Raw genomic sequence first — 21,979 nt, forward strand, 5'->3', positions numbered from 1 at the left:
AACTCAGGTTAAAGTAAGTAAATAGTCATAATTCCTAATCCACCGTTTCATAATCTCCCGTGATAGTCTCATCTTTATCATAATCAAAATCAAAATCGTTAGGATCTTCCGAAATCTGACTTAAACCGCTTAAAATTTCATCTTCAATACTCTTAAATTCATCATCACCATCATTATCTAAAGACTCATAAGCCGTATTATTATTTTCTTCAAAACCAGCGAAAACAGTAGGATCTTGAGGAGTTTGATAAGCCTGTGCACCAATATTAACTACTAGATTACGAAAATCACTCATTAAATTTTCTACTTGTTTAACCGGAATTAATGGCGAATCGATCGCCTCTTCAACTTTACGTTTACCGATTTCGATTTGATTTTTTAAATCTTTACTAACAAGATGAGGATTTTTGCTTAAAGTTAATTCATAACTGTACATCAGACTATCTAATTGTTTCTTGATTTCTACCAATTCTACTCGACGACGATCTTCTGTTGCAAATTTTTCCGCTTGATGTTTCATGGTGTCAATTTCCGAAGAACTTAACGCTCCAGTATTGGTAATAAGAATACTTTGTTCTTGACCTGTACCTTTATCCTTAGCCGATACTTTTAAGATACCATCCACATCGATGTCAAAAGATACCTCTATTTGTGGTACTCCCCTAGGAGCTGGAGGAATACCTGTTAACAAAAATTTACCTAAACTCTTATTATCTTTCACCATCGATCGCTCACCCTGTAATACATGAACTTCTACAGAGCTTTGTCCATCAATAGCGGTAGAAAATATTGGAAAACTCTTGGTGGAATTTGTCTTTTTTCTAAAAATATTTCAGTAAACCATCACCATAATGCTCCTAAACTCAAAAAAAAAGGGGCCCACCTCCAAAACAACAAATTTTCAGACTCCCCCCCCTAACACTCCACCTTGAACCGCCGCTCCTAAAGCCACAGCCTCATCAGGATTAATAGATCTATCGATAGGGATATTTGCCCCAAAATACTTTTCAATTTGTTGAGAGATGACAGGAGTACGAGTAGAACCTCCAACCAAAACAATACGATTTATCTGATCACGACTTAAGCCCGAATCCTTTAAAGCTTGTTCCATCGGGTGGATAATATCCGCCACTAAATCCTGGATTAACTCCTCTAATTTAGGGCGAGATAATTCTAATTCTAAGTGTTTTGGTCCACTTTCATCGGCTGTAATAAAGGGTAAATTAATAGAAGTTTCTGCCATATTTGATAACTCTATTGTTGCCTTTTCAGCCGCCTCTCGCAGACGTTGCAAAGCCATTTTATCGGATCGCAAATCAATCCATTCTTGTTGTTTAAACTTGGCGAGTAACCAATCCACAATTACTGCATCAAAATCGTCTCCTCCGAGTTGATTATTCCCAGACGTAGAAACAACTTCAAAAACACCATTTCCTAATTGTAAGATCGAAACGTCAAAAGTTCCACCCCCTAAGTCAAAAACTAAAACGTGTTGATCTTCATTTTGTTTATCTAAACCATAAGCTAAGGCGGCCGCCGTAGGTTCATTAATAATACGCATCACCTCTAAACCAGCGATCACCCCTGCATCTTTGGTAGCCTGTCTTTGGGCGTCAGTAAAATAAGCAGGAACAGTAATTACCGCCTGAGTAACAGTTTCCCCTAAGAAAGTTTCCGCATCGGTTTTCAACTTTTGCAGAATCATGGATGAAATTTCTTGAGTAGTATAACTTTTACCCTGAATATCCACGCAAACAGTATGATCTTTTCCCATAACGCAGTTATAGGTAACTCTTTTGCGATCTTCTTCTGTTTCTTCCCATCGTTGCCCAATAAAACGCTTAATACTATAAACAGTATTTTCAGCATTTGTGACGGCTTGTCGTTTAGCAAGTTGACCAACTAATCGTTGATTTCCCTTCCCAAAACCGACAATACTAGGGGTTGTTCGTGAACCTTCTTGATTGGTAATGACAATGGGTTTGCCACCTTCTAAGACGGCAACACAACTATTGGTTGTTCCTAAATCTATTCCTATGACCTTTCCCATAGTTAGCAGTGATGGCGGTTTAATGTGTGATTGAATTATTGTTACCTAATTATAGTCAGAACTAAAATTTAGAGCAAATTTTCTTAGTTATTTTCTGAACCTACATCGGTGGTTTCTGCTTCTGTAGATTCATCTTCAGCAGGAGCGGCAGCTACTTTTACCATAGCATAACGTAAAACCTCATCATGGAGAAGATAGCCTCTAACTAGCTGTTCCATAATAATTCCTTCTTCATATTCTTTTGTCGGTTCTCTTAACATAGCTTCATGGTAATTAGGATCAAAAGGTTCACCTTCGGGGCGCATGGCAGATACACCAATTTTTTTCAAGCTATCCACAAAAGTTTTATAAACACCTTGATAACTCTTATGAATCGTCATTTCACCATCATTAGAGGGTTTTAGTTGAGTTCTAGCACGTTCAAAATTATCGACAACAGGTAATAGTTCAAGAATAGTTTTTTTCTTAACAATATGCTCTAATTCTTCTTTTTCTTTACTGGTGCGACGACGAAAATTATCAAAATCTGCTGTCAAGCGCATATATTGACCTTGAACACTTTTGAATTGTTCATTTTGGACTTCTAGTTCTGCTTTTAAGGATGCAATTTCGGCTTCTAAAGAACTAATTTGGGCTTGGGTAGCTTCATCGATGAGGGATTCTTCCACCACAGATTCTTCTGCATTTGTCTCCAATTCAAGATCTTTTTCCTCCGAAGAGTTTGCTTGTGGAGGGGAACTTTTTTCTGCCTCCTCATTGATTGACTCATTATCGGTTTGATCTGATTTAAACTCAGTTTCGGATATGCTTGAAGTGTTCCCTGTTTCTGGTGAATTTTCTAGGTTATCCGCAATATCCATCTTTTTTTCTAAATCAGCGTAGTTGTCCGTTTCACTCATCATAACTGCAATGTTTTCTACTTACTTATAGATTAGATAGTAAACTATTTTTTGGATCTCCATTTTACATTGTACTAGAAGGGGTAAATATTTGTACATTAGTTTTCTTTCTCAGTAAAATATAATAAAGATTAAGATCAAATTTTTAAAACTGATTATCTAATTAAGTTTCTTTGGGAGAGTTTTGCCAAATATTCAAGCTATAATTTCTATAGTTTTATCATTAAACTTCTTGATCTAAATAATAACAATCTGTAATTATTGATGATCTATTACTGATTAAGCATCTGTATAAAATAAATTGTCTGAATATATGCAACTAATTTGGATATTTGGTTATTTTAAGATTTTTGATTAGCTTAATATAATGATTTTACCAATAGTGAGAGAAGTTCATCTAAGCAAGGGGTTTAAACCCGTTGTTCTGCTAAGTATGACTGAGATCTTGCATCTCTATCATCAATTCTCGATGAGGATAGGGAAAAGGGAAGAGAGAAGAGAGAAAAGTAATCAGAATTGATTTTAAAACTCCTAAAATTGATTTTTCCCGTTTTGTCTCATTGGTATTATTGCACTGGTGCAAGATCTGAGTATGACCAAAAATAAAATTCTGTATTAATTTTGCTTACTTACTTTTCATTATCGTCAATTTTTTATTGTAATTAAACACTATGACTAAAACTCCTATTTCTTCGGCAGGGGAAAAACAAGAAAAGCTCAAAACTGCTCTTGTTAGTCCTGATTATTTTAATCCTTTTGGGAATAAATTAATTCAATCAGGTTATATTGATAAAGATCAATTAAAAAAGGCACTAGTAGAAGTAAGAAAAAGCAAAAAACCTCTAGTGAGAGTTCTAGAACAAATGACTCAGAGGGCATTATCTCCTGAGTTAGTGCGTCAATATAAACAACATCATCTTTTTGAGTTAAAAATTCTTTATGGAGTTGATTGTGTTGATCCTGAATCTGATGAAATTGCTTCGGGGCAGATGACAGATTTATTTGACTCGGTAATTGGGATACAAATATGCCGTCGTCATAAACTTCTCCCTTTACAGCGTCTGGAAGGAGAACCGCCATTATTAGTTATTGCCATGGTGAATCCTGATGATTTACAGGCTTTAGACGACATGAAAAAATTGTTACGAGCAAAAGGCTTGGGAATACAAAGGATTGTAATCACAGAAGAAGATTACGATAAATTACTAGAAAAATATTTTAAAGAAGAAAAAGAACGTAAAGAATTACAATCGGCTCAAGAACAGAAGAAAGAGTTAGAAAGGTTAGGAGATGTCAGTGATATTGTTGAAGATTTAGGAGATCATAACCTAGAAGATGCTCAAGAAGATGATGGAGGAGATTTAGCTTCTACTAATGAGGCAAACCAAGCACCGGTAATTAAATTAGTTAATACAATTTTAATTAAATCTATACAAGAAGGAGCTTCGGATATTCATGTTGAACCTCAAGAAGAAAATTTTCGAGTCCGTTTGCGTAAAGATGGAGTATTACGTCAATATTTTACCCTTCCAAAACATATTAATAAAGCGGTAACAGCTCGTTTTAAAATCATGGCTGAATTAGATATTGCCGAACGTCGTCTTCCTCAAGATGGTAAAATTCGGAGGATTTTTCAGGGAAGAACGGTGGATTTTCGGGTAAATACTCTTCCTAGTCGTTACGGCGAAAAAATTTGTTTACGGATTCTTGACAATTCAGCTACTCAATTAGGTTTAGACTTCCTTATCAGTGATGAAGAAACTTTGAATAAGGTGAGAGATATTGCTAGTCGTCCTTTTGGACTAATTTTAGTGACAGGCCCTACTGGTTCTGGTAAATCCACCAGTTTATATTCGGTGTTAGCGGAAAGAAATGATCCGGGGGTTAATATTAGTACAGCAGAAGATCCCATCGAATATGCTCTTCCAGGTATTACTCAATTACAAGTAATTCGGGAAAAAGGGATGAATTTTGCGTCTATTTTACGAGCATTTATGCGTCAAGATCCTGATATTATTCTTGTGGGAGAAACCAGAGACGCTGAAACCGCAAAAACGGCTATTGAAGCGGCTTTAACCGGTCACTTAGTATTAACGACTTTACATACTAATGATGCGGCAGGGGCGATCGCCCGTTTAGATGAAATGGGGGTTGAACCTTTTATGATTTCTGGGGCATTATTAGGGGTATTAGCTCAACGTTTAATGCGTCGGGTGTGTAGTGAATGTAAAGAAGCCTATAATCCTACCAGAGAAGAATTAGCCCGTTATGGATTATCAGCATCTAACGAAGAATCCGTGACTTTTTATCGTGCGAAAACTTTGCAAGGAGAGGGTTTGCAAACGGCAACAGCTAACGGGACAGTTTGCCTGAAATGTGGCGGTAGTGGTTATAAAGGACGTGTTGGGGTTTATGAATTTATGGTTATGAGTGAAAGAATCGAAAAACTGATCAATAAAGGGGCAACTACGGACATGATTAAAGAAGCAGCCGTAGAGGAGGGTATGACTACCATTTTAGCTTATAGCCTTAATCTGGTACGTCAAGGGCATACCACTTTAGAAGAAGTAGAACGGGTTACATTTACTGATTCTGGTTTGGAATCGGAGTTAAAAGCTAAACGAAAAACATCTTTAGTTTGTAGCACTTGCGATGCTGAGTTAGAACAACAATGGTTAGATTGCCCTTATTGTATGACTCCTCGTTTTGGTGAACACAAATCATAATCTTGTTTAAGGTAATAAGTAATAGATAATTTTGTCCAATAAAAGTTATTAGTAAAACCAGAAAATTTGTCATTATTATGATCGATAATTTAGAAAATTTATTACACAATTTACCTTCAGATTATGGGGTTTATTTTATGAAAGATAAAGAGGGTAATATTATTTATATTGGTAAAGCTAAAAACTTAAAAAAAAGAGTAAAATCTTACTTTCAATCTTCCCAAAAACAGACAAATCGTATTACCTTAATGGTATCACAAATTCAAGATATTGAGTTTATTGTTACGGATACCGAAGCCGAAGCATTAGCCTTAGAAGCAAATTTAATTAAGCAACATCAACCTCATTTTAATGTTTTACTAAAAGATGATAAAAAGTATCCTTATATTTGTATTACTTGGTCTGAAAAATATCCTCGTATTTTTATTACTAGAAAAAGGCGATTAAATAGTAAATTAGATCGTTATTATGGTCCTTATGTGGATAGTAGAAAATTAAGAGAAACTCTTGATATTATTAAACGTACTTTTCCCCTCAGACAGCGCTCGAAACCTTTATATAAAGATCGTCCTTGTTTGAATTATGATATGAAAAAATGCCCGGGTATTTGTCAAAATTTAATTACACCTGAAAACTATCGAGAAATTATCAATAAAATTGCTTTAATTTTTCAAGGAAGAACGGATGAATTAATCAATCAATTAAGGCAACAGATGGAAATAAATGCCCAAAATTTAGACTTTGAAAAAGCAGCTAAATATCGAGATCAAATTATTAGTTTACAACAATTATTTTCCAGTCAAAAAGTAGCATTACCCGATGATACCATCTCTCGTGATGCCATTGCTCTAGCTCAAGATGATAGTCATAGTTGTATTCAATTATTTCAGATTAGAGCAGGACATTTAATCGGTAGATTAGGATTTTTTACCGATAATAATAATAATGACGAAAAAGGGGAGATTTTACAACGAGTTTTAGAAGAACATTATTATAATATTGATTCCTTTGAAATTCCTTCAGAAATTTTAGTTCAATATCCGTTAGCAGAAGAAGAAATGTTGACTAATTGGTTAAGAGAAAAAAAAGGGAAAAAAGTAAATATTATCACCCCTCAAAGGCAACAAAAAGCAGAGTTAATTTCTATGGTGGAAAGAAATGCTCAAATTGAATTAGAAAGAAGTCAAAAATTCAGTCAAACTAACTTAAAAGCTATGGAAGATTTAGCAAATATTTTAGATTTACCTATTTTACCTAGAAGAATAGAAGGCTATGATATTTCTCATATACAAGGCTCAAATGCAGTAGCTTCAAGGGTTGTTTTTATTGATGGTTTACCCGCTAAACAATATTATCGTCATTATAAGATCCAAAATCCAGCCATACAAATAGGACATTCTGATGATTTTGCCTCTCTTCAAGAAGTAATTAAAAGACGATTTTTGAAAGAGGAAGAATCACCAGATTTAATCATGATAGACGGTGGTAAAGGACAACTTTCTTCTGTATGTAAAATATTAGAAGAAATGAATTTATTATCGAAAATAAATGTCATCAGTTTAGCTAAAAAAAGGGAAGAAATTTTTTTGCCTAATCAATCGCAACCATTATCGACTAATTCTGAACAAATAGGAGTACAATTATTAAGAAGATTAAGAGATGAAGCGCATCGTTTTGCCATTACTTTTCATCGACAACAAAGATTAAAAGCTAGTCGGAGATCAATTTTAGATGATATTAATGGATTAGGATTTTAGCGTCAAAAGTTATTATTAGCTCATTTTAATTCTATTGACTATATCAGAGAAGCAACAATTAAACAACTGCAAGAAGTATCAGGCATTGGGGAAAATTTAGCCCAAACTATCTATAATTATTTTCACCCATAAACTGTAGAAAATGAACAGTTTTAGCAATGAGTTTAACCCTTTGTTTACTTAAAGAATAGGTAAGTATTATAAAATTACATACTCTGATTCTAACAATGGGCTTAAGCCCCTTAGTAAACTATTAAAACTATTGCCCAAAGAATTTAGAATTTAGAATCAGGAAATTGAGCATCGTTGCTCATTCCTTTCCCACCTTTTGAGGAAGGATAAAGGGAGGTATCCCTAGTTAGTTGTTATTCTTTGTCTTGAGAGAATTTAGAAACTGCATCCTCAAAAGCGATACTTAAATCATGCCAAGCGTTTTGAAAACCGGTAGTTAAACTTTCCCAAGCATCATCACCAGAAGATTTTAATTCTACTAATTTAGCTTCTAAGTTGGTTTTTTTTGTCTTTAAAGCCTCGATTTTTTCATTTAATTCAGCTTTAGCATCTTCTCCTTTTTCATCGATTTTAGCTTTTAAATTGTCTAATTTTGCACCCCATTCTTGAAGTTTAGCTTCCATTTCACCTTGATAGGCTTCTTTATTAGTCATGATTTTTAATGCTACTAAGTAATCAAGAATATAATAACATAAAAAAATAGAAGTAAGTATCTTTAGGCAATTGCTAAGAAAATTTTATAGGGGTTAATGGCCTTAACCCTTATTTTTTCAGATTTTAATTATTATTTGTTAATTAATTATTCTTTTAAATTTTTCCTCTTATTTCTTCAATAATACCGTCTCTAAGGATAATTTCAATATTCAGTTTTTCTACTAAATTATCTCCTTCTTGAACATCAAAAAAACTTTCCATTTGTGCTTGAAACACTTCTTGTCCTAATTCTAATAGTTGAACTTGTTGCATTTGTTGTAAAAATTGATTTTTTTGTTGCAACATTTCCCCTTTTTTTTGGTTAACTTGTCCTTGGATATTTTCTATTTGTTGAGGTGCTTGTAAACTACCTTGTTTTCTAATTTCAGCGATGGCACTTTGACCTTGTTGATCTAATTGTATCATTTGTTGATCAATCTGACTAATTTGAGCTTGTAACTGTTTTTGAGCTTCTTCTTGCCATTCTGGAGTAACAATTACTTTTACATTTACTGGACGTTTTAAGATTAATTTCGATGTCATGATGGTTAAATTTTCTCCATTTTTAAAGTTGATTATTGATGGTTAATTATTAATTCTTATTATTAATTCCTAACAAGAGGTTTACACTCCTTGCTAATTCTTAATTACTAATTATTAAACATCGAATTAATCATATCCTGATAATGGCTTATTATGACAGGACGTTTAATTTTTAGAGTTTGGGTCATCATACCATTATCCAGAGAAAAAGGCTCTAATATTAGGTTAAAAACGGCTATACGGTCATCGGGACGGTATCCTGCTCTATTTTTGACCTCACGATTTAACTCTTGTTTATAAAGGCTTATAACTTCTTTAGAGTAAAGATCACTGTTTTCAATGATTTCTCTGGTAGCAGTATGATCAGGAAATGTTAAACTAGGATTTTGAGATAATGCCCATTTTTGCAAAGCATCGAGATTTGGTACAATTAACGCTCCTAAATATTTTTGATCTTGTCCTACCACTATAATCTGATCAATATAAGGACTGCGTACACAAGCATCTTCAAGAGGTTGCGGTTCGATGTTTTCACCGTTACTTAAAACGATGGTATCTTTAGCTCTTCCTGTAATTACTAAGTCATTGTCTGGTGTTACCCAACCAAGATCACCACTATCAAACCACCCTTCACTATCAATAGCCTTAGCAGTTGCTTCTGGATTTTTATAATAACCTTGCATTACTTGAGTGCCTCGAATACAAACTAAGCCAATTTCACCTTGAGGAAGAGATTGTTTGGTTTCTAAATCAATAATTTTAATTTCAGTTTCTGGTATTGGTTGCCCTGATGCACCAACAATATTACGATCGAATCTTCGGGCATTGGTGACAGGGGAAGTTTCTGTTAAGCCATAACCAACGATGAGGGAAATACCGACAATTTGAAAAAAGTTATCAATATGTTTTGCTAATGATCCACCACCACTAATCCAAGTTTTAACACAACCGCCAACGCCGTCTCGTATTTTTTGATACACCAATTTATCTCCCAATTTATGCAAGGGGAATAAAAATAATGCAGTAATTTGAGCGATAATTTTTTCTATGGCACTAGGGTTTAAATTTTCGAGGGTTAAACCTTTAGAAATCCGTGTTGCTTCCAGATATTTTTCTGATGCCCAAAGAAAGAAGAAGACGATTTTTTGTTGATTTTTACTACTATCTCGGAATTGTTTTTGCACTCCTTCATAAATTGACTCCCATAAACGAGGCACTCCCACCATAAAATGAGGTCGATATTCTTTCAAATCTCCTTTAAAATAGCGAATATTAGTGTAAATTAAGGTTGTGCCTCTGGATAATAAGAAATACTCCGCCGCCCTTTCGTAAGAGTGCCAACTTGGTAATATACTTAAAATGCGATCGCCGGGTAATGGTTTTATCACGGTTTCTAAATAACGCACTTGATGCAATAAATTACCATGGGTTAACATTACTCCTTTCGGTTGTCCCGTTGTACCTGATGTGTAAATTAACGTAGCCAAATCATCGGGAGTTTTCGATACGGGAGTGAAGGTATGATTTTCTCCTAATGCCATAAATTGCCCAAAATTGTAGATAGGTTGAGACAATTCAACTTCTATAGCTTCATCAGATAATAAAATGATTGATTTTAGGTTAAATTTGCTCAATTCTGGCTGTAATTTTTTAAGAGTAGCTAAATTTTCAATAACCAGAACAACACTATCACTATGACTTAAAATGTATAATAATTCTTCTCGATGGGCTTGGGATGATCGAACAGCATCAACACAACCATTACGAATTATACCTTGATCTGCTATTAACCAACGGGGGCTATTATCAGAAAATAAAGCGATTTTTTCCACTGATTCAATACCTAAGAATTGTAAAGCAGCAGCGAATTGTTTAATTTTTTTGTCAACTTCTCGATAATTTAACTCTACTGGAACTTGACTATGAGGATCAGATAAAGCGATAATGTCACCAAATTGAGAAACGACTAAATCCCACATTTCACCAAGGGAATTAAGCTGAAAATATTGAGAATTATTAACTGGATTCATAATTTAAACTTTTTTTTCTATGGTTTCGTTTTTATCATAAACCGTTGCTTCTTGTTTCTTGAGGATAACTAGGCAAGATAGACAATTGGCACAAAGCAATTAACAATTAGAAATTAGTAATTAGTCATAAACCTGAGTTCGATGAAAAAAACCTAAAAAATAAGGCTTTGATATTCTTTTCTTTTTTTCCCTAAACAATTTTTTAAACCAATGATTGCAATTTATCCCGGCAGTTTTGATCCTATCACCCTCGGACATCTTGATTTAATTGAGCGCAGTAGTATTTTATTTGAGAAAGTCATTGTTGCTGTCTTAAAAAACCCCCATAAACAACCCTTTTTCACCGTGGAAAAAAGAGTGCAACAAATAAAAAAATGTACCCAAAATATTAAAAATGTCGAAGTCGATAGTTTTACGGGTTTAACCATCGAATATGCCAAAATGAAACAGGCAGGAGTATTATTAAGAGGTTTAAGGGTAATGTCTGATTTTGAGCAAGAGCTACAAATGGCTCACATAAACAAGACTTTAGAGCCGAACATTGAAACTATTTTTTTAGCCACAAATACCGAACTTAGTTTTATTAGTAGTAGTGTTGTCAAAGAAATTGCTAAATTGGGAGGTGCGATCGATCATCTTGTAACCTCTGATATTGCTAAAGATTTATTTTCCGCAATGAATGGAGGATGAAAAGGAAAGAGAAATTGACATCCTTAAAATAACTGATTAATTTTTAGCTAAAATAATGGCTATAGCAATCCTATGGTAGATTTTTAGAGGTGTTAGCTATCAGCTTTCAGTGGTCAGTTTTAAGGTATAGTAAGATTTACAGATTTATTTTTTAATCTTTAATTCTTCACGAATGATTTACGATTGCTATATTCATTCTTATTTTTAAGTCATTTTTTTCCTTTTCTTCTTTATGCTTTTGATAACTGTTCATCATTAACTATTCATCTGATCACCATTCACTTTTAATTATTCATTGTTAATTATTTATTATTAGTTATTTATGTCTGACTGGAAAGTAATTGAAGGAGGTGTTACCGCACCTAAAGGCTTTAAATCTTCAGGTATTACTGCCGGGTTAAAAGCCTCTAAAAGTCCTGATTTATCCCTAATTTTCTCGGAAACTGATGCCATTGCCGCCGGAGTATTTACTACTTCTGAAGTTCGTGCCGCTTGTGTTGATTATTGTCGCCAAAAGTTACAAAAAAAATCTAGTGCTAGGGCAATTATTTGTAACTCAGGACAAGCTAACGCTGCTACAGGTGAACAAGGTTGGCAAGATGCTTTAGACACTGCCAGTGCTTTAGCTAAGGAGTTGAATATCGATGCCGACTCTATTTTACTCGCTTCTACGGGGGTAATCGGACAACGCATCAAAATGGATATATTGGTTAATGCTATACCTCAATTAGTAGCCGAATTGTCGGAAAATGGCGGAGAAGCTACTGCAAAAGCAATTATTACCACTGATTTGGTAACTAAATCTATCGCCCTTGAAACTACTATTGACGATCGCCCAGTTCGCATTGGTGGTATTTCTAAAGGTTCAGGTATGATTCATCCTAATATGGCTACTATGCTTGGCTTTATCACCTGTGATGCGGCGGTTTCTACCCAACTTTGGCAACAAATGTTAAAACGGGCAACGGATAAAAGTTTTAATCAAATTACTGTTGACGGTGATACTAGCACTAATGATAGTTTAATTGCCCTTGCTAATGGTCAATCTCGCACTCCTGCCATTACTAGCCTAGATGAAAATGGTCAAAAATTAGAAGGGATGCTTACGGAAGTATGTCAATATTTAGCTAAGGCGATCGCCCGAGATGGTGAAGGTGCAACTTGTTTGATTGAAGTAGAAGTTCAAGGAGCGACAGATGAAACATCAGCTCGTCAAATTGCTAAAACCATTGTCGGATCATCTTTGGTCAAATCCGCTATCTTTGGAAGAGATCCTAATTGGGGAAGAATTGCTGCCGCCGCTGGTAGAGCTGGTGTACCATTTAATCAAGATGATTTGATGATTAAACTTGGTGACTTTTTGTTGATGGAAAGAGGACAACCTCAAAATTTCGATCGCCAAGGAGCTAGTAACTATCTCAAACAAGCCGCTGCCGGAGAATATTTAAAAACCGATACTGTAGTGATTTCTGTATCTGTGGGTAACGGTTCAGGTATTGGTAAGGCTTGGGGTTGTGATTTAAGTTACGATTACGTTAAAATTAATGCTGAATACACAACTTAGAAAAGACAATAACTATCTTAAGAGTTCGAGATAAAATTTTAATAAGGGGAAGTAATAGGTAATGGGTAAAAGATAAAGATTTGAAAAATTGATATTAACTATATGAAAATCAGATTATGCAAATTAATAAATAAATCCTAGTTTTACTCCCAAAATTTTCTTTTAATTCCTCTCAAATTCCTATTATTCAAAGATTCTTACAGTTCACTCAGGTTGTATTTGGTTTGAATTTATAAACAAAGAAGTGCCTTTTAAAAAGGGGATAAAATATATTTCTAGTAACTAGAATATGGTAAAAAAAAATCAATTACTGATAGGATTATTTTTATAACTAAATCATTTAATTAATAATTATGTGGCGTAAAATTCCTTTAGCATTAGTAGGTTTAACCATTGGTTTCATTTTGACAGTAACAGGATTTATTGCCTATGGCATTGGTAACTCAACTTTAAATTTAGCTGGTTTTTTCTATGGAATACCTTTATTATTAGGAGGTTTGGCACTAAAAGCCGCAGAGTTAAAACCAATTCCTTTTGCTGAAGAAACTTCTCCGGAAGTTATCGTTTTAAGAAAAGAAAAAGCAACTGATACTCAAAATCAATTACGCAATGATGTAACTCGTTATCGGTACGGACAAGAAGCTCATTTAGATGAAGCATTACAGCGTCTTGGTTTAAGCCCCACTGATGATGAAAGACCTATCTTAACTAAAATAAAAGAAGCAAATATTAATAATAATTATGCCCTAATTTTATATTTTGATTCCCCTCTTATTAGTTTTGAAATTTGGCAAGAAAAACAGGAAAAAATTACTAAGTTTTTTGGACCTGGTATTACGGCAGAAGTTTCTCAAACCGAAAATAATGAAGTTGAATTAGCTTTAATTTCCGTGTAAAAATAGTTAATAGGTATAGTTAATTCAATTAAGATTGAGACAAATTTAAAAACTTTGTAGGGGGGGCATTGCCCACCATTAGATACTTTGCGATAATTAATAGTCATACAAAACTGTCTCATTATTATTTAAAATGACTATAAGTGGTGGAATAGGCATCTATCTTGCCCGTAATTCCTAAGAAGGGGTTTAAACCCCTTGCTCATTAATCATTCCTCATTATTGATCTCTAATTATTTGAAGTTTTAATCAATATCTAAAACTAATTTATCTAAACCTAACTTTTTACTATCAACTAATTCCCCATAAAATAGATATAAAATATCTTTAGGTTGCGGATTACCACGAGATGAACCCTTTGCACCCATAGCAATAATAATACCACAATAACCATCAAATTTAGCAACATCTTCTTGCCATTTTTTTAATTGTCGGCTAAAATTATTGTTTTCATCATCCTGTGCAATTTGGGAAAAAATATATAAATTTTCTTCTTGAGTTTGTAAAACACCTAAAGAATAATTTATTTCGTCATAAGGATCATAACCTTGATTAAAAGTGATATTAACAACTCCTTCTTCTTCTATTAATTCTTCTATAATTAATTGGGCTTTTGGTCGAGTTGTTTGTAAAATAATAACAGGAAAAAATGATTTTGAGGCTTTATTTTTGATTTTTTCTAAGGTTTTTACAGGAATATTACTATAAGATTTATCTTGGATAAAATTAAATAATTGATACTCCATTTTACTTAAAGAAACTAAAGTACCTTCTGGAATTAAAGTATCATTAATTTCTGGTGAATCGTCATCATCAAAGTCAAAGTCAAAATCATCGTCATCATCGCCGAAAAGTTCACTCAATTCCTTTGTCAATTCAGGAATAGTGGATACATTGATTTTTAACCATAAATCATCAAAAGGTACATTTAAAGTATAGTCTCGACTAATTAACTCTATCTCTTCTTCTAATAATTCGTCTTCACATTCTCGATGAAATCTACCAAATGCTTGTAATGCTAAGTAAATCGGGTAAACTTCTTCCTCTTCTTTCAGAGGTCTAATACCTTCGTAAGGGTGAATACTTCCAAAAACCGCAGTAGCTTTATTTTCTGACAATTCTTTAGAGTTAAAAGACAAATTTTCTTCCTCTTCTTCAGAAAAATTAACAAACCAACAATCTTGTTGCAAAAATATAGCTTCTAATTCCGCTTCGTCGGCAGAATCACCTATTTCGATGACTTGTTGACGAAATTTTTTCAGAGAATCTAAAGAACGGTATAAAATTACACCAAATTCTTGTCCTAACATCCCCATGACACAAGCATAAAGACTGTCAATATTCCAGTGATTAATGTCGATTTTGATAATTTCTTCTTCTGATAGGGAATTCCAAGGTTGTTGCTCCCAAATTTCGGATAAAGCTATTTTGTTTAAAGCGTCTAATAATTCAGGCTCAATATTCCCTGTTATGACAGAATTTATGCTTTGAAAATTTTGCCACAATTCATCTAAAAGAGGCAATTCTGGTTGATAATCAACAATAATATCTAAACCCTGTAAAGCTCCACGCAAAAAAAACTGTAACTCTCTATCTTTTACCACAATTTTTTTTGGACGAGCAGGTTGGGCAGGATTATGAGGGTTTTCGATAGCTTTTAATAACGTCCTTACCATTATTTCTGGACCAGTTTGACATTGTATCACGTCCATAGATCTCACAAAACCTTCTGTACCATCTACCCAAAGAATACATTCTCCATTATCGACTAAATTGGGATCAAGATTTTCCATCATGCCTATAATAGAACGGCGATCGCCTTCCCACACATGAGGTATTTGAGGAATACGTTTTAGTCTGTGTTTTGTGGTTTCTGGTAAAGAAGTCATTTAGAAATTAAGAATTAAGTTTTAGAAATTAGGAATTAGGTTTTAGATCTTAGGTGTTAGAAATTAAAAGTTCATAATTATCGAATAGATTACTCATTACCCATTACTCATTATTATCTAACTTTTTTGTAACAAGTCTGAAGAATTTAATTCTGCTTTACGGATTAAGATACCATATTCTATACCTTCAACCACTGCTTGATAAGAGGCATCAATTATATTAGTAGACACTCCAACTGTAGTCCATCGTTGTTCACCATTGCTAGACTCGATTAAGACTCTAGTTTTAGCAGAAGTTCCTTTAGCTCCATCAAGAATACGCACTTTATAATCTGTTAAGTGGAATTGAGCAATTTCGGGATAAAATTTTACCAAAGCCTTACGCAAAGCCTGATCTAACGCTGAAACAGGACCATTTCCTTCGGCTACTTCTAACAATTCTTCGTCATCAACAATCACTTTTACTGTTGCTAAAGCATGAGTATGGGGAGTTTTTCCCTCTAAGGTAATATCGGAGTGTACTTGAAAACCTTTGATCTCGAATAAAGATTTTCTTTGATTTAAGGCTTCTTGTAAGAGTAAAGCAAAACTAGCTTCTGCCGCTTCAAATTGATAACCTTCACTTTCTAAGGATTTCAGTTTTTGTAATATTTCTCGACAAGTGGGATCATCTTTATCTAATGCGATGCCCAAAGTTTTTGCTTTACTGATAATGTTACTTAATCCGGCTTGATCTGATATAACTATCCTTCTCTCATTACCAATAGATTCAGGCTCAATATGCTCATAAGTTAAAGGATTACGAGCTACTGCTGATACATGAATACCACCTTTATGGGCAAATGCCGATCGCCCCACAAAAGGAGCATGATCATCGGGGGCAAGATTGACAATTTCGCTGATTAAACGACTATTAGGGGTTAATTTGGTTAATTCTTGAGATTCTAGGCATTTATAGCCTAATTTTAGCTGTAAATTGGGAATTAAAGTACACAAATTAGCATTACCGCATCTTTCTCCATAACCGTTAATTGTACCTTGTACCATAGTGACTCCTTTCAATACTGAAGCGATGGCATTAGCTACGGCAGTACCACTATCATTATGAGTGTGAATACCTAATTGTGGACTATAAGCATCATCTAAATTAAGATCAAGTTTGGTCACTACTTCTGAGACAATTTGACTAATTTCATGGGGTAATGTACCGCCATTAGTATCACAAAAAACAAGCCACTTTGCCCCTCCTTTAATTGCCGCCTGAAGAGTTTTTAAAGCATAGCCGGGATTATTTTTATAACCATCAAACCAATGTTCTGCATCATAAATTACTTTTCTTCCTTGCGATCGTAAATAGGAAATAGTATCTTCAATCATAGCTAAATTTTCATTGAGAGAAGTTTTTAAGCCCTCTGTAACGTGTAAATCCCAAGATTTGCCAAAAATTGTCACCCAATGGGTATTAGCGGCTAGAATCGCTTTTAACATGGGATCAGCATCAGCCGATTGATTAGGGCGACGAGTTGAACAAAAAGCCACAATGTTAGCTTGTTTTAAAGGTTGTTCTTTTAACTGCCAAAAAAATTGTACATCCTTTGGATTAGCACCAGGCCAACCGCCTTCAATAAAAGGGATACCCATATCATCTAATTTATGGGCAATTTTCAACTTATCAGCTAAAGAAAGTGAAATCCCTTCCCTTTGTGCTCCATCTCTTAAGGTGGTGTCATATAACCAAATTTTTTGATTTTTCATCGCTAATTTTATCTCAATCTCACGGTATAGCTAATCTCTTTGACCATTTTAACGCATTAATTAACGCATTAATTTAGATAATTTATTTACTTGATTCTTTGTTTTTAATAAAATCAATCAGGGCATTATACTTAGGAGATTCTTTTTGTTCAACATATTCTAAAGCACCCCAACTACCAAATTTATTCGGTTTACCTATATCCACAAAGTGCATAAACAATCCTCCACCAGATTTTTCCCAGTTATTCAACAATTGTGTATATATATCATACATTTTGGGATGGCGATTTAACTCCATAAAAAAGTCGTTTAATTCTTGATTATTATTAACTTTACCGACTCCGACTATATGTTGTCCTCCTTCATAGGCAACTAACTGTAAACCTCTTTCTTGGGCAACTTGTTGATGATATATAAATAAATCAAGAAGATCTTTTAAACTATCTTGCCCTTCACCTTTAAATAATCCTCCTTTTTCTAACTGTTCAAAGCCTTTATCAAATACCCATTCAGGATCATTTAACCAATATTTTCGTAACCAGGAGGATAGTTGTGCCTCATTTTCTTCATGGCCAAAACTACCACCAAAATATCCTGTAATTCCATAAGCCGAAATACCATGTTGATAGCAAGGCTTATTCCCTTCTTTTACCCATAAAGGGCAGTCTAAAGCTGCTTTTTCTAATCCTTTCCAAGCTGTTTGAGTAGAGATAACACAAATTACTCGATCTTTTTGATTTGCAAACACCTGTTTCCAAATATCACAGGTTTGAGCAGCACGCATTCCATACCACTGCATATAAGCATCGCCTTCTTGATTCCATTTTACTTTACCTTGTTCTAAGGCATAATGAGCTTGTTTAAATTGCCAATTCCACACTTCATTAGAAAATTCTACATAAATTTTCAGATTAGGATTTAAATTAGATTTAACCAATTGGGCAAATTTAGTTATATATTCATCAGTAGCTTGATGAGGCATATTAAACCAAAGATCTTTTTTGAGTTTATTACCTAAAGCCACCATTGTTTCCACAGAAACTCCTTTTAAAGCATAGGAAGAAATCTTAGATGTAGGTCTGTCACTCCATTGTTTTTGCTCAGAATTGTTGGTTGCCATCCAATCCATGAAACGAAAAGTACTAAAAGGCTTGACTTTCTCTAAAAATAAGGGGTTAAAAATTTCTCCTTTATTAAATAGCGGTTCGTTTTTAGCTTCAATAACTCTAATATTGCGGATATAGTTTCCCGTTTTTTTGGGATCTGTGGCGGTTATGGTAATTAAGATTCCCCCATCGCTAGTAGAATCTACTTGAAGGACATCTCTTCCTGGTTTTGATTCTGATGTAATTTTTTTAGCACCCAAACTATATTCGATCGTACCTTCTCCGTCATATAAAACAAGATATTTACCACCAGGAAATTGATTCGCTATATCCCTAAGTACCATTGTTGTTACACGAGTAAATTGTGGTTTATCTTCAGGTTTGGGTAAAGATTTAACCCATCCGTTTTCATCTAAATCTAATAAGTTATTTTCGTCCGTACTCCATTTTCCTTCACAATTAGGATCAGAGTTAATACATTGAGTAATCCATGATCTAGCAGTTTTAAAGTAGTTCAAAAAAGGATGTTGAGTTGACCAATCAGCGATACCATTTAAACCAATGCCCAATGACATTTTTGCTGGTGTTGCTGTGGTGGATGTTTGATAATTAATCTCCGTAGAAGATGATTGAGTAATATCAATAGGAGGAGATTGTTGACAACCAAAAAGTAAACTCCCTAGATATATGCAAGATAAGATTTTTAGGTTTTTGATTAGCATTATCAATAATTTCTTTTTCGAGGTCTAATGTAAGTTTAAGCAATGAAAATTAATTCAGCAAAGATTTTTTTAGATCTAGTAAAATCGGAGGGATAAATTTTTTTAGTAGTTCTTTAGTTTGGATCGTCTCTTTTTTAGGAATTAACTTTTCTCCTGGGCGCTCTTTAAAAATTGTAGAATGATTATCTGCTTTTTCTTCTTCTGGTCTTCCCTGAGAATAATAATATAATGCTAATGATTTTCTAGTCCATTGATCAGGACAAGTAAGAGGTTCTGGATGACCATGATAGGAGATTTCTGAAGTACTAAAAATAACACATCTATTGAATATAGGCAAGAGTTTTTTTTCACATATGGTTACGTCTGGATTCCATAATTCAAAATATCCACCATATTCTTCTTCCCAATCTTTGTTTAAATAGATTAATAAATTTAAGCGACGATCTAAATTCATTTTGCTATGTTTATTAAAATCCACATGAACTTTTAAAAAACCACCTTTTTTGATTTGATGAAGGCCTCCACCGATAAAATGAGGATCAGGAATAATACCTTCAATGCTTGTTAATCTTTCTAAAAAATTGATAAAAACACTGGAATTAAGTTGATAGAGTAAAAATCTCGTAGCTTCTCCCATTAGTAATTCTGAGGTTGATGCTAGTTTACTCTCTGCGACGGTATCAAATTGTTGCCATTTTATTTGATCAGGTTGAGGAAATTCTGCTAAAACGTCTTCTAAAACTGCTTCAGGTAAAAAATTATCGATGACAATGTGCGGAAATGGTTTAGCCGTAATATATTGTTTACTATATTTAGTCACTAAACTATCTAAATATTCAGGCTCAAGACAAAATTTTAACTTTGATTTAAGTGTATTCATATTTAAAAACTACTATTTTTTATTGATATTAATTTCAAAAAATAAACAGAAAGGATTTTTTCTTAGGTTTTTATTCATTACCATTATTATAATATATAACAAGTATAATTATAATCGGTATTTATTTCTGAGAATGACTAATAGTCGAAACTTGTTTAATTATTTTTTGAGGTTTCATTTTTCGAGTAACTTTTTTCCTTACAGGTTGAGTTTTAGAAATAAATAAACCAGATAAACCACCACTAATTAAAGGAAAAATTGGGTTAAAGGAAAAATTTAATAAATAATCAACTACAGCTAATGTTAGACACACCGCTAAAACTGCCGCAGAAGCAACTTGAGGATAAAACCATGCCTTTGGCGGATAACGAAATAGAGTAAAACAAAATACTGGCAAAAGTAAGAAAGTTATTAAACTAATTAAACCAAATAAACCGTTATTACCAAAAACAATAATCCATAAACTATCTGTAATAGAAATATCTACTAAATCTCCAGCCCAATTTTCTGTGTAAACACGGTTTCTTCCCCAGCCTCCCCAACCGAACAATATTCTTTCTCTGGCTCGATCTCCTAGTATTTTTTCATTGTAAAACCTAAACTCTAAAGATTGTACCCTTTCTTCTGGTGCAAAATTACCTAAAAAATTAACTATACTTTTACTATCAAAATTTCCCGTACTAGTAATCGTCAAATAAACAATTATCGCAACCATAACTAATATTAATGGTAAATTTAAACGTAGCCATTTAGCGGAAAAAAGAATAATTAAACCTAGTAAAAATAACCCATAAGCTCCCGTAGATTTAAGGAGAATAAAAGTAATTAGGAGAATGATTGATACCCATTTAATAGGGATACGCCAGATTTTTTGGACAACTTTTCCCTGCCATAAGCTTAGGGCAATAAGAGTGGCACTCATCATAAAGAAACTTACCGTTAAACCATGTTGCATAAAAACTTGTGGCCTCCAACCGCCGTATCTCATGGTTTGAGCAAATTCATGAGGAAAATAACCGTAAACCATGTTATGTAATTGAGGACTCATGCGAACTTCATAAAGGCATAAGGGAACGTATAAAAGTCCTCCTTTGACTATATTTATGGCTAATTCTGTTAATCCCTTCAAGTTATTAAGATATAACCTTCCCAGAAAATAAGGCATTCCCCAAATAACAATCTGAGTTATGGATTGGTTAACACCATCGTATAAAGCTAAAATGGTATCGATACTAGAAAAATTACTGAGGCTAGAAAAAAGGGGGCTAATACCAAATAAAATCACTGGAACATCAATCCATTTAAGTTGAAATTTACCAAGTATTTGGGAATCATAGATAAGGATACCAATAAAAATACCGTAACAAGTTGCCGCCATTCCTTGATAGTCAGGAATAAGAGGTAATTTAAAACCTGCTTTTTGAGGTAAAAATAACAAACCACCCAAAAAACTAACAATCACAGCTTTTCTTGGGGGAAATTTAGAGAATAAATATAATATGACCGGTAACCATAAAATCATTACCAATTGGGCTTGAGGAGACATAAGCTAACTCAAAAATAAAGTTTTAAAACTATTAAAATAGCCATATTAGTTATTTTGCCATTATTTATTGCCAAATAATTACTCGTGCAAAATTAATTAATTGTATAGAACCCATTTGGTATCTTTTTTAGAATGGTTACATAATAATGATTTCAGAAGAAATACTTTAATCTCGTCAAAGCCTTTTGTTATTTGGGTTACAGGCGTAAATATCAAATAGG

13 protein-coding genes and 2 pseudogenes are annotated in these 21,979 nt (G+C 33.7%); 5 read left to right on the forward strand and 10 right to left on the reverse strand.

Translation table 11 applies throughout. From position 1 onward, the window contains the following. Positions 1–34: 34 nt before the first annotated feature. Together dnaK and grpE are read right to left on the reverse strand one after the other, a co-directional pair. Positions 35–2,050: pseudogene (gene dnaK / locus FWJ34_RS03965) on the reverse strand (molecular chaperone DnaK). Positions 2,051–2,133: 83 nt separating this feature from the next. Then, the gene (gene grpE, locus FWJ34_RS03970) at positions 2,134–2,949 is read right to left on the reverse strand and encodes a nucleotide exchange factor GrpE (protein WP_308254044.1); all 816 of its coding nucleotides are present in this window, start codon (positions 2,947–2,949) and stop codon (positions 2,134–2,136) included. A gap of 671 nt (positions 2,950–3,620) precedes the next feature. Between grpE and FWJ34_RS03975 the strand changes: the two genes are divergently transcribed. Both FWJ34_RS03975 and uvrC read left to right on the forward strand, forming a co-directional pair. After that, complete coding sequence (locus tag FWJ34_RS03975; RefSeq protein WP_308254032.1) at positions 3,621–5,675, forward strand: GspE/PulE family protein; 2,055 nt, start codon at positions 3,621–3,623, stop codon at positions 5,673–5,675. A gap of 77 nt (positions 5,676–5,752) precedes the next feature. Beyond that, positions 5,753–7,564 (forward strand): annotated as a pseudogene (gene uvrC / locus FWJ34_RS03980) (excinuclease ABC subunit UvrC). Between the two features lie 233 nt (positions 7,565–7,797). Here uvrC and FWJ34_RS03985 read toward each other — a convergent pair. From FWJ34_RS03985 to FWJ34_RS03995, 3 genes are all read right to left on the reverse strand, one after another. Further along, the gene (locus FWJ34_RS03985) at positions 7,798–8,097 is read right to left on the reverse strand and encodes a hypothetical protein (protein ID WP_308254033.1); all 300 of its coding nucleotides are present in this window, start codon (positions 8,095–8,097) and stop codon (positions 7,798–7,800) included. Between the two features lie 154 nt (positions 8,098–8,251). After that, positions 8,252–8,680 (reverse strand): YlqD family protein, encoded by a 429-nt coding sequence (locus FWJ34_RS03990; protein WP_308254034.1) that lies wholly within the window; start codon positions 8,678–8,680, stop codon positions 8,252–8,254. A 107-nt stretch (positions 8,681–8,787) separates the two neighbouring features. After that, complete coding sequence (locus FWJ34_RS03995; protein WP_308254035.1) at positions 8,788–10,710, reverse strand: long-chain fatty acid--CoA ligase; 1,923 nt, start codon at positions 10,708–10,710, stop codon at positions 8,788–8,790. Positions 10,711–10,920: 210 nt separating this feature from the next. Between FWJ34_RS03995 and coaD the strand changes: the two genes are divergently transcribed. The 3 genes from coaD to FWJ34_RS04010 all read left to right on the forward strand — a co-directional run bounded on the left by coaD (position 10,921) and on the right by FWJ34_RS04010 (position 13,860). Beyond that, entirely contained in the window at positions 10,921–11,400 is a 480-nt protein-coding gene (coaD, locus tag FWJ34_RS04000) for a pantetheine-phosphate adenylyltransferase (RefSeq protein WP_308254036.1), read from the forward strand. A gap of 322 nt (positions 11,401–11,722) precedes the next feature. After that, complete coding sequence (argJ, locus tag FWJ34_RS04005; RefSeq protein ID WP_308254037.1) at positions 11,723–12,964, forward strand: bifunctional ornithine acetyltransferase/N-acetylglutamate synthase; 1,242 nt, start codon at positions 11,723–11,725, stop codon at positions 12,962–12,964. 353 nt (positions 12,965–13,317) lie between these two features. After that, a complete protein-coding gene (locus FWJ34_RS04010; protein ID WP_308254038.1) occupies positions 13,318–13,860 on the forward strand; it encodes a DUF2854 domain-containing protein in 543 nt (180 codons plus the stop codon). 245 nt (positions 13,861–14,105) lie between these two features. Here FWJ34_RS04010 and FWJ34_RS04015 read toward each other — a convergent pair whose 3' ends face one another. The 5 genes from FWJ34_RS04015 to FWJ34_RS04035 all read right to left on the reverse strand — a co-directional run bounded on the left by FWJ34_RS04015 (position 14,106) and on the right by FWJ34_RS04035 (position 21,758). Next, positions 14,106–15,749, reverse strand: coding sequence for a DUF6930 domain-containing protein (locus FWJ34_RS04015; protein ID WP_308254039.1), 1,644 nt, complete (start codon positions 15,747–15,749; stop codon positions 14,106–14,108). Positions 15,750–15,866: 117 nt separating this feature from the next. Continuing rightward, the gene (cimA, locus tag FWJ34_RS04020) at positions 15,867–17,504 is read right to left on the reverse strand and encodes a citramalate synthase (protein WP_308254040.1); all 1,638 of its coding nucleotides are present in this window, start codon (positions 17,502–17,504) and stop codon (positions 15,867–15,869) included. 82 nt (positions 17,505–17,586) lie between these two features. After that, positions 17,587–19,332 carry a cellulose-binding protein gene (locus tag FWJ34_RS04025; RefSeq protein WP_308254041.1) on the reverse strand — a complete coding sequence of 582 codons (1,746 nt, stop codon included), beginning with the start codon at positions 19,330–19,332 and terminating at the stop codon, positions 17,587–17,589. Between the two features lie 49 nt (positions 19,333–19,381). Beyond that, positions 19,382–20,212: a 2OG-Fe(II) oxygenase gene (locus FWJ34_RS04030; RefSeq protein ID WP_308254042.1), complete on the reverse strand. Its 831-nt coding sequence runs from the start codon at positions 20,210–20,212 to the stop codon at positions 19,382–19,384. 121 nt (positions 20,213–20,333) lie between these two features. Then, positions 20,334–21,758: an O-antigen ligase domain-containing protein gene (locus tag FWJ34_RS04035; RefSeq protein WP_308254043.1), complete on the reverse strand. Its 1,425-nt coding sequence runs from the start codon at positions 21,756–21,758 to the stop codon at positions 20,334–20,336. Positions 21,759–21,979 lie beyond the last annotated feature (221 nt).

The sequence above is a fragment of the Geminocystis sp. GBBB08 genome, from assembly GCF_016743215.1.
Lineage (GTDB): Bacteria > Cyanobacteriota > Cyanobacteriia > Cyanobacteriales > Cyanobacteriaceae > Geminocystis.

Excerpts from the sequence above, each read along its gene's own strand:
- FWJ34_RS04035 (WP_308254043.1), bottom strand. The coding sequence starts at position 21,758 with ATGTCTCCTCAAGCCCAATTGGTAATGATTTTATGGTTACCGGTCATA.
- FWJ34_RS04025 (WP_308254041.1), bottom strand. The coding sequence starts at position 19,332 with ATGCTAATCAAAAACCTAAAAATCTTATCTTGCATATATCTAGGGAGT.
- FWJ34_RS03990 (WP_308254034.1), bottom strand. The coding sequence starts at position 8,680 with ATGACATCGAAATTAATCTTAAAACGTCCAGTAAATGTAAAAGTAATT.
- FWJ34_RS04030 (WP_308254042.1), bottom strand. The coding sequence starts at position 20,212 with ATGAATACACTTAAATCAAAGTTAAAATTTTGTCTTGAGCCTGAATAT.
- grpE (WP_308254044.1), bottom strand. The coding sequence starts at position 2,949 with ATGAGTGAAACGGACAACTACGCTGATTTAGAAAAAAAGATGGATATT.
- FWJ34_RS04015 (WP_308254039.1), bottom strand. The coding sequence starts at position 15,749 with ATGACTTCTTTACCAGAAACCACAAAACACAGACTAAAACGTATTCCT.
- FWJ34_RS03975 (WP_308254032.1), top strand. The coding sequence starts at position 3,621 with ATGACTAAAACTCCTATTTCTTCGGCAGGGGAAAAACAAGAAAAGCTC.
- FWJ34_RS04010 (WP_308254038.1), top strand. The coding sequence starts at position 13,318 with ATGTGGCGTAAAATTCCTTTAGCATTAGTAGGTTTAACCATTGGTTTC.
- cimA (WP_308254040.1), bottom strand. The coding sequence starts at position 17,504 with ATGAAAAATCAAAAAATTTGGTTATATGACACCACCTTAAGAGATGGA.
- FWJ34_RS03995 (WP_308254035.1), bottom strand. The coding sequence starts at position 10,710 with ATGAATCCAGTTAATAATTCTCAATATTTTCAGCTTAATTCCCTTGGT.
- argJ (WP_308254037.1), top strand. The coding sequence starts at position 11,723 with ATGTCTGACTGGAAAGTAATTGAAGGAGGTGTTACCGCACCTAAAGGC.
- FWJ34_RS03985 (WP_308254033.1), bottom strand. The coding sequence starts at position 8,097 with ATGACTAATAAAGAAGCCTATCAAGGTGAAATGGAAGCTAAACTTCAA.
- coaD (WP_308254036.1), top strand. The coding sequence starts at position 10,921 with ATGATTGCAATTTATCCCGGCAGTTTTGATCCTATCACCCTCGGACAT.